Genomic DNA, 7,631 nt, shown 5'->3' with positions numbered 1-7,631 from the left:
GAGCCGGGTCGTCTCGCTGTCGCCGACCAGGTAGAAGCCGTCGGGCACTTCCTCGGCTTCCAGCGGCTTGCCGTCGCGGGCGGCCAGCGCCAGGCGGAACTCGGTGATGTCGGTGTCGGTCGTCTCGTGCAGGTCGATGTGCAGCAGGAACTGCCCGGCGTAAGGCGCCAGCAGCTCGATCAGCGCCGACGACTCCGCGGCCTCACGGCGCGCGCCGAAGTTCCGGTTGGGATCGACCGCGTGGTAGTTCCAGCGGCACACGCGCTCGTAGGCCCACGGGCTCACGCACGGCGCGACGATGACATTCACGCGATCCGCGAAGCCTTCGGCGTGTTCCTCGGCGAAGCGCAGCGCGCCCAGCACGCCGCTGGTCTCGTAACCGTGCACGCCGCCCGTCACCAGCGCCACCGGGCGCGACGGGTCCCAGACGCGGCTCTTCAGTGCCAGCAGCGGGTAGCCGTCGGCGCCGTAGGTCAGCGCGCCGTAACGCACGATCTCGAAGCGATCGGCCAGGGCCTCGACGCGCGGGACGACATCGTCCTGATAACGCCGGGACACGACCTGGCGCTCGCGCCAGGCGGTGCGTTCCGCGTCGCCCCACGGGACGCCGGGAGTGCCGATGGGATAGAAGCGCGCTGTGCTCATGAATGCTCCGAATCCGGGGAGGGTCATCAAGTCGGCGAGTGTCTCCCATTCACGATGGTCGACTATCCTGCGCCGGCATTGTTCAACCAGGAGCTGCAGGCATGAAGTACACCAAGCTGGGCAACACGGGACTGGACGTCTCGCGGCTGTGCCTGGGATGCATGACCTTCGGGGCCGCCGACGTCGGCAATCACAGCTGGACGCTGGACCTCGACACCTCCCGCCACCTCTTCCGCAAGGCGGTCGACAGCGGCATCACCTTCTTCGACACCGCCAACAGCTATTCCGGCGGCACGTCCGAGCAGATGGTGGGCGTGCTGCTCAAGGAGATGACGCGTCGCGAGGAGGTCGTGCTCGCGACCAAGATGTATTTCCCGTACGAGACCCCGGAAGGCGTCAAGCATCGCCGCGGTCTGTCGCGCAAGCAGGTGCTCGCCGAGATCGACGCCAGCCTCGCGCGCCTGGGCACCGATTACGTCGACCTGCTGCAGATCCATCGCTGGGATCACGACACGCCGATCGAAGAAACCATGTGCGCACTGAACGACGTCGTGCGCTCGGGCCGGGCGCGTTACCTCGGCGCCTCGTCGATGTACGCGTGGCAGTTCGCGAAGGCGCAGGAGGTGGCGCGCCGCAACGGCTGGACGCCGTTCGTGAGCATGCAGAACCACGTCAACCTGCTGTACCGCGAGGAAGAGCGCGAGATGATCCCGCTGTGCGCGGATCAGGGCGTCGGCTTGATTCCATGGAGTCCCATGGCGCGGGGTCGTCTGACCCGGCCGGCGGACGTCGCCACGCAACGGCTGCAGACCGACGACGTCGGCAAGCGGCTCTACGACAAGTCGGGTGACCAGGATCGGCCGGTCATCCAGGCCGTGCAGGACCTCGCGGCCCGGCGTGGCGCGAAGATGGCGCAGGTCGCCCTCGCATGGGTGCTGGCGAAGCCGGAGGTGACGGCGCCCATCATCGGTGCCTCGAAGATCGAGCAGCTGGAGGACGCCGTCGGAGCCTTGGCTTTGACGCTGGCCGACGACGAGATCGCCGCGCTGGAAGCGCCCTACGTGCCGCACGCCATCAGCGGACACGAGTAAATCCGGGACGCGCGATCCACGGGGTTGCGCTACCCTTCGCGCTCGGACTCCGGCGTCCCCATCGGGGTCGACCCGAGGGAGTCCTTCAAGGAAAACAGGGATGGATGCCGCACATCAGGCGCACGGGAGGCGCACGATCCTGCTCGTCGACGACGAGGCCGCGCATCGTTATGCGCTGCGGCGTCGGCTGGAGCTGGCCGGGTTCGCGGTGATCGAGGCGCCGGACGGCGCGGAGGCGCTGCGACAGGCCATGGCCGGGCTCGGCGTCGACGCGATCATTCTGGACGTCATGCTGCCCGACATCAGCGGCTTCGAAGTCTGCCGCCAACTGCGCGCGTCGGAGTCGTCCGCGTCGGTGCCGATCATCCATGTCTCCGGCATCCATGTCGCGGACCGGGACCTGGTCCACGGGCTCGAGAGCGGCGCGGACGCCTACCTCACGCGCCCGGTCGACGAGGACGTGCTGATCGCCAACCTGCATGCGCTGCTGCGGCGGCGCGAGGTGCTGCGCGCGCTCTCCGACGAACTCGACCAGAAGCGGCTCGACGAGGAGCGTGCGCGCGATCTGTTCCTGGCGATCCTCGGGCACGACCTGCGCAATCCGCTGGACGCGATCTCAATGAGCAGCCAGTTGCTGGCGAAAGCGCCACTGTCGGCCGATCTGACGCAGAAGATGGCATCCCGCATCACGGCGGCGTCGCGGCGCATGACGCACATGCTCGACGACATCCAGGACTACGCCCGCAGCCGGCTTGGCGCCGACCTGATCCTGCGGCGCGCGCCGCAGCGCCTGGGCGCGCTGGCGACCGCGGCGATCGACGAGGCGCGCGGTGCCAATCCCGGCCTGGTCGTCGAGTTGCTGCAGCAGTCCCCGGACGACGGCTCGTGGGACGGCGAGCGGCTGTCGCGCGTCATCGCCAACCTGCTGCGCAACGCCGTGCAGCACGGGGCCGAGGGTCGGCCCATCGTCGTGACGGCGGGCGGTCGCGCCGACCTCCGGCACTTGTCGGTGCGCAATGAAGGCCGGCCTATCCCTGACGAGGTGCGGTGCAGTCTCTTCGAGCCGATGGTGCACCGGACCACCGACGCGCCGGCGGCGAGCAACATGGGCCTCGGGCTCTTCGTGTGCCGCACGATCGTGGAGGCGCACGGTGGACGCATCGATGTCGAGACCGGCGAGGCGGGCACCGAATTCCGGATCGAGCTGCCTGCCGTTCCGCCAGGCCAGGAAGGCCAGTGAGGCGGGCGGCTTCGAGGCCTGCAGATCCCGAAGGCCGCTGCGCTACTATCGGCCCATAGACCGTGAGGTTGTCATCCCGAAGTCCTTGCCTCGTTCGAAGGTCTCGAACGCGTCGCAAGTCCTCGCCGTGATCGCTTGGCGCTTCTGTTCGCGCCGCATGTCGTGGCGCGGAACGCGACGAATACGCGACGAAACGCGAGGAGTAGGGCAATGGCTGCACTGCAGGACCTGGAGGGACTCCGGGCGTCTCTGCGCACATGCGTGGACGCGCTGCATCGGCGCCGCGCGAGCGAGATCCCCGAACCGCTGATCGACCGGCTCGTGAGCCAGCGCTGGCTCGAATGGCGGGGTGGGGCCTTGTGTCTCACCGAGGACGGTGAGCGCATCTACTGGCAGGAACTGGCGTGACGGCCCCCGCACGGGCGGCGTCATGCTGATCCGGACGCGTCTGGCCAACATCGGCGGCCTGCGGATCGATTCGTTTGATCTGGTGTTCGTGACGGCGCCGGCGACGGACGTCGGGGCGGTCATCTATCAGCGGCCCGGATTGCCGACGCGGAGGGTGCTCCACGTGGAGGGCGTCGCCGATGATCGCGAGGCGGCTGCGCAGGCGATCCGGAGAGAGCTCGACCCGTCGCTGCTCAGCGACGGGTGGAAGCTGTGAAGCGGTCAGGCGCGCCTCCGGGGAGGCTCGCCTGAGGGCTCACTCAGTCTGCGTTCAGATGACGCGGATGCTGGAGGCTTGCGGGCCCTTCGGGCCGTCCTTGGTCTCGAACTCGACCTTGGCGCCTTCGGCCAGGGTGCGGAAGCCGCCCGAGCTCTGGATTTCGCTGTGGTGGGCGAACAGGTCCTTGGAGCCGTCGGTCGGGGTGATGAAGCCGAAGCCCTTGTCGTCGCTGAACCACTTCACGGTGCCGGTCTTGGTCGTCATGTTGTTTCCTTTGGAATGAATGACAGGAAAAACCCGGCGCACGGATGCGGGCCGGGACAGAGACACTCAAGAGCTTGCAGCGGGGGGGTGTTGCTGAAGCAGCCGCTCGCGAGGCGGGTCCGGGGAGGACCGGCGGGGGCTGCAGAGAAGACCTCAGAAGAAAGGTCTTGTGCGAATCTATCCGGCTAATGTAGCACGGATGAGCCCCTCCCGGGAGCCCGCGCGCTCACTTCGTCTCGTGGTGGTCGTTGACGTAGGGCATCGGGATCCAGCGGTAGCCCTTGCCGTCGGCCTGCAGGTGCCCGACGCCGGGGAAGGTGACGTGATCCCCCGCGACCCAGTAGCGGCCCTTGAGCGCATCGGCGAAGGCCAGCTTGCGCGTGGCCGCCGCGGCCTTCGGATCGACGTCGAAGGCGACGGTCACGTCGGGCCTGGGCAACTGGACGTCGGCCACGTGGAGCAGGTCGCCCCAGAACACCAGCTTCTCGCCCTGGCTCTCCAGCACGTAGAAGCTGTGGCCCGGCGTGTGGCCCGGCGCGGGCAGCGAGCGGAGGCCCGGGAAGAGCGTCGTCTCGCCGCTGAAGGCCTTCACCCGGCCCGCGTCGACGTAGGGTTGGACCTTCGCCGCGGCCTGGTCGAAGTAGACCTTCAGCGCCTGCGGCGCGCGGTCGCGCTGGCCGGCGCCCAGCCAGTAGTCGAGTTCCTTGCGCTCGAGGTGCAGCGTCGCGTTCGGGAAGACGAGGCGTGAGCCGTCCATCAGGCCGCCGGTGTGGTCCGTGTGGATGTGCGTGATGAGGATGTCGGTGATCTGCTCCGGCGCGTAGCCGGCGCTCTTCAGGCTCGCGCTGATCTTGTTGAGCGTCGGGCCGTAGAGTTCGCCGGTGCCGGCGTCGATCATCACCAGGCGGTCGCCGGCCTTGATCAGGTAGGCGTTGATCGAGGCGTCGACCTCGGTGCCCTGGTAGGTCCTGGCGAGTCGCGCCGCGACCTCGTCGGCGCTGATGCCCTTGAGCACCTGCTGCGTGGGGATGGGCAGCGTGCCGTCCGACAGCGCGATGACTTCGAACGCACCGATCTTGAAGTGCTGGTAGCCCGCCTGGATGTGGCTGAGCTTGGGCGCGGCGCCACCCTCCGCATGGACCGCGGGCGCCACGGTGGCGAAGGCGGCGGCGATGGCCAGGGTCAGGGTGAGGAAGGAACGATTCATCATGGTCTTGTGGCAGTCGAGGTCGGAATGGAGGCCGCGGTCCGGGTCAAGCCCGGAGCGGACAGGGGAAGGCGGAGGGCTCATGTCGCGGCGGTCGGCAGTCCGTGCGTGAACAGGCTGGCGCGCGTCTGCGCGTCGGTGTCCTGCTTGAAGTCGAAGCGCGCCGGCAGGGCGGCGACGCGTTGTGCGGCGGGGCGTTCGTTGATGTCGTTGAACAGCCGGGCCACGTTGGGATAACGGGCCCACGCTTCAGGACCGAGCAGGTACTGCAAGCCGCGGCACCAGCCCCACAGCGCCATGTCGACGAGGGAGTACTCGTCGCCGAGCATGTAGCGGTGGGAGGCCAGTCGCGCCTCCACGATCGCCCAGTGGCGGTCCGCCTCGAAGCGGTAGCGATGCGCGCCGTAGGCCTCGCCGGCGGGCGCGTAGTGGGTGAAGTGGATGGCCTGTCCGGTGAACGGGCCGACGCCCGAGGCGATGAACATCAGCCATGACAGCAGCTCCGCCTGGCCGGCGTCGGACGGATCGCCGTTGAATCGCCCGGTCTTGCGGGCGAGGTGCAGGAGGATCGCCGAGCTATCAAAGATGGCGATGCCTTGGTCCACGAGGGCGGGCACCTTGCCGTTCGGATTCACGGCGCGGAAGGACGCTCCGTGCTGTTCGCCTTTGGCGATGTCGATCGGAAGAAGTCGGTAGTCAAGGCCGCTTTCCTCCAGGAATAATGCGACCTTCGACGGGTTCGGCGTCGGGTGGTAGTAGAAATCGATGCTGGACGACATGAGCGTTCCGGGGTGGTTCTGGCTTCAGAGGAAGCGAAGCGTAGGACCGGCGCGGCGATGGGTGTGAGTCGTCAGATTCGATGGGAGGTATCGGAATCGTGGATATGAGACGTTCGGATCTGCACCTGCTGATCTCGCTGGATACGCTGCTCGACGAGCTCAATGTCACGCGCGCCGCGCAGCGCATGCACATCAGCCAGCCGACGCTGTCGGGGCATCTGGCGAAGCTGCGCGAGCTGTTCCAGGATCCGCTGCTGGTGCCGTCGGAGACCGGCCGCGGCATGGTCGCGACGGAGCGCGCGCTGGCGCTGCGCCCCGCGCTCGCGCAGGCGCTTTCGCAGTTGCGCGAGGCCGTGGCGCAGCCGCACGATTTCGATCCGGCGACGTCGGCGCGGACCTTCACGGTCGCGGCCAACGACAGCGTGTTCACGATCCTGGCGCTCGACGTGATGGCCGAGGTGATGCGCCACGGCAATCCCGACCTGAAGATGGCCGTCGTGCCGCCCTACGACGTCGGCATCGTCGAGCGCATGGCGCGCGGCGAGGTGGACCTCTACCTCGGCGACATCGACAAGATGCCGGAGACGCTGAAAGCGCGTTTCCTGCTGAGCGCCGACTTCGCGCTGGCGCAGCGCCGCGGTCATCCGCGCGGAGCCAGGCCGCCGAAGCTCGATGAATACTGCGATCTCGGCCACGTCATCGTGTCCGCGAAGGGCGAGTTCTCATCGTCCGTCGACGACGTGCTGGCCAAGCTGGGCCGGCACCGCCGCGTCACCGCGGCGGTGCCCAGCTACAACCAGGTCGCGCTGGTGCTGTCGCAGACGGACCTCGTGACGACGCTGCCGCGGCAGCTGCTGCAGCGCTACGAGTCCTTCGTCGAGCTGCTCGAACTCCCGTTCGAGCTGGCGCCGTTCCGGCTCGCGATGGCGTGGCACCCGCGATCGCAGAACGACGCCGCCGGGAAGTGGCTGCGGAACTGCTTCACTGCGGCCGGTACGTGACCTTCAGCTGGTAATTGCCGGCCGAGTAGCCGTAGACCAGCACGTACACGTCGCCGTTCGCCGTCATGGTCACGCTGCAACCCTCGGTTGCCGTCGAGCCGTTGGACCGGCAGGTGTAGGTGCTCGTCGTCGGCACCGCGCTCTTGCGGACGTAGAGGTCGATGTCGCCGGTGCCGGTCGTGCTGGCCGCGAGGCTGCCGCCGTTGGCCACCTTGAACGGGCCGAAGCTCTTGCTCGCACCGCGCGCCAGGCTGCCGCTGAAGTTCTCGGTCTTGTCCGTCGGCGGCGGCGTGCCGGGGCCGTCGCTGCCCAGTTCCACCGCGTACGCCGCGGCCATGCGCGCGAACTTCAGCGAATGATCCGCCTGGCTGCCCATGTTGGCGTAGGTGTCGTTGGCCGTGTGGATGTTGGGGTTGTCCGCGCTGAAGCTCGACTCGAAAGGCATGCTGGCGAAGAAGCCCTTGGCGTTCCACGACGCGTGGTCCGAACACGCGTAGCCGCAGCGGTCCGTGCCCACGCGCAGCGTCGGCAGGTAGGTCGCGATCACGTTGGTGAGGAAGGTGTTCTGCGCACTGTCCGTGTAGTCGGTGAAGATGTAGATGTCGTTGACCGCGCCCTTGTAGTTGGTCATGTCCAGCTGCAGCACGCCGACCACGTTGGTGTTGGCCGCGGCGAAGCTGTTGGCGATCTCCTGCGAGCCGCGCAGGCCGACTTCCTCCGCCGCGTAGGCCATCAGC

General features: G+C 68.0%; 10 protein-coding genes. 5 read left to right on the top strand and 5 right to left on the bottom strand.

Translation table 11 applies throughout. From position 1 onward, the window contains the following. Nucleotides 1-645 (bottom strand): M14 family metallocarboxypeptidase (locus VF536_RS12535; protein ID WP_331615184.1); only part of this gene is annotated, 645 nt, incomplete at its 3' end. 101 nt (nucleotides 646-746) lie between these two features. Between VF536_RS12535 and VF536_RS12530 the strand changes: the two genes are divergently transcribed. The 4 genes from VF536_RS12530 (at nucleotide 747) to VF536_RS12515 (ending at nucleotide 3,640) form a co-directional block, all read left to right on the top strand. Continuing rightward, nucleotides 747-1,736 carry an aldo/keto reductase gene (locus tag VF536_RS12530; protein ID WP_331615183.1) on the top strand — a complete coding sequence of 330 codons (990 nt, stop codon included), beginning with the start codon at nucleotides 747-749 and terminating at the stop codon, nucleotides 1,734-1,736. A gap of 100 nt (nucleotides 1,737-1,836) precedes the next feature. Further along, nucleotides 1,837-2,976 carry a hybrid sensor histidine kinase/response regulator gene (locus tag VF536_RS12525; protein WP_331615182.1) on the top strand — a complete coding sequence of 380 codons (1,140 nt, stop codon included), beginning with the start codon at nucleotides 1,837-1,839 and terminating at the stop codon, nucleotides 2,974-2,976. Between the two features lie 210 nt (nucleotides 2,977-3,186). Continuing rightward, nucleotides 3,187-3,384 (top strand): hypothetical protein, encoded by a 198-nt coding sequence (locus VF536_RS12520; protein ID WP_331615181.1) that lies wholly within the window; start codon nucleotides 3,187-3,189, stop codon nucleotides 3,382-3,384. 22 nt (nucleotides 3,385-3,406) lie between these two features. Continuing rightward, nucleotides 3,407-3,640 carry a hypothetical protein gene (locus tag VF536_RS12515; RefSeq protein WP_331615180.1) on the top strand — a complete coding sequence of 78 codons (234 nt, stop codon included), beginning with the start codon at nucleotides 3,407-3,409 and terminating at the stop codon, nucleotides 3,638-3,640. Between the two features lie 54 nt (nucleotides 3,641-3,694). On the opposite strand, the gene VF536_RS12510 is transcribed toward VF536_RS12515, so the two are convergent. From VF536_RS12510 to VF536_RS12500, 3 genes are all read right to left on the bottom strand, one after another. Then, nucleotides 3,695-3,907 carry a cold-shock protein gene (locus VF536_RS12510; protein ID WP_331615178.1) on the bottom strand — a complete coding sequence of 71 codons (213 nt, stop codon included), beginning with the start codon at nucleotides 3,905-3,907 and terminating at the stop codon, nucleotides 3,695-3,697. A gap of 226 nt (nucleotides 3,908-4,133) precedes the next feature. Beyond that, nucleotides 4,134-5,117, bottom strand: a complete 984-nt coding sequence (locus tag VF536_RS12505) for an MBL fold metallo-hydrolase (protein ID WP_331615177.1) — start codon at nucleotides 5,115-5,117, stop codon at nucleotides 4,134-4,136. Nucleotides 5,118-5,194: 77 nt separating this feature from the next. Then, entirely contained in the window at nucleotides 5,195-5,893 is a 699-nt protein-coding gene (locus VF536_RS12500) for a glutathione S-transferase family protein (RefSeq protein WP_331615176.1), read from the bottom strand. A 104-nt stretch (nucleotides 5,894-5,997) separates the two neighbouring features. Between VF536_RS12500 and VF536_RS12495 the strand changes: the two genes are divergently transcribed. Further along, nucleotides 5,998-6,894 carry a LysR family transcriptional regulator gene (locus tag VF536_RS12495; RefSeq protein WP_331615175.1) on the top strand — a complete coding sequence of 299 codons (897 nt, stop codon included), beginning with the start codon at nucleotides 5,998-6,000 and terminating at the stop codon, nucleotides 6,892-6,894. On the opposite strand, the gene VF536_RS12490 is transcribed toward VF536_RS12495, so the two are convergent. After that, nucleotides 6,875-7,631 (bottom strand): M28 family peptidase (locus VF536_RS12490; RefSeq protein ID WP_331615174.1); only part of this gene is annotated, 757 nt, incomplete at its 5' end. The two genes, VF536_RS12495 and VF536_RS12490, sit on opposite strands and share 20 nt — an antisense overlap.

The sequence above is a fragment of the Roseateles sp. genome, assembly GCF_036486225.1.
In the GTDB taxonomy this organism is placed as follows: domain Bacteria; phylum Pseudomonadota; class Gammaproteobacteria; order Burkholderiales; family Burkholderiaceae_C; genus Roseateles.
Note: the sequence above shows the minus strand (reverse complement) of the source record. Positions and strands in the feature narration are given on the sequence as shown.

What these genes read in the sequence shown, in the direction of transcription:
- VF536_RS12530 (WP_331615183.1), top strand. Translation starts at nt 747, where the DNA reads ATGAAGTACACCAAGCTGGGCAACACGGGACTGGACGTCTCGCGGCTG.
- VF536_RS12525 (WP_331615182.1), top strand. Translation starts at nt 1,837, where the DNA reads ATGGATGCCGCACATCAGGCGCACGGGAGGCGCACGATCCTGCTCGTC.
- VF536_RS12520 (WP_331615181.1), top strand. Translation starts at nt 3,187, where the DNA reads ATGGCTGCACTGCAGGACCTGGAGGGACTCCGGGCGTCTCTGCGCACA.
- VF536_RS12515 (WP_331615180.1), top strand. Translation starts at nt 3,407, where the DNA reads ATGCTGATCCGGACGCGTCTGGCCAACATCGGCGGCCTGCGGATCGAT.
- VF536_RS12510 (WP_331615178.1), bottom strand. Translation starts at nt 3,907, where the DNA reads ATGACGACCAAGACCGGCACCGTGAAGTGGTTCAGCGACGACAAGGGC.
- VF536_RS12505 (WP_331615177.1), bottom strand. Translation starts at nt 5,117, where the DNA reads ATGATGAATCGTTCCTTCCTCACCCTGACCCTGGCCATCGCCGCCGCC.
- VF536_RS12500 (WP_331615176.1), bottom strand. Translation starts at nt 5,893, where the DNA reads ATGTCGTCCAGCATCGATTTCTACTACCACCCGACGCCGAACCCGTCG.
- VF536_RS12495 (WP_331615175.1), top strand. Translation starts at nt 5,998, where the DNA reads ATGAGACGTTCGGATCTGCACCTGCTGATCTCGCTGGATACGCTGCTC.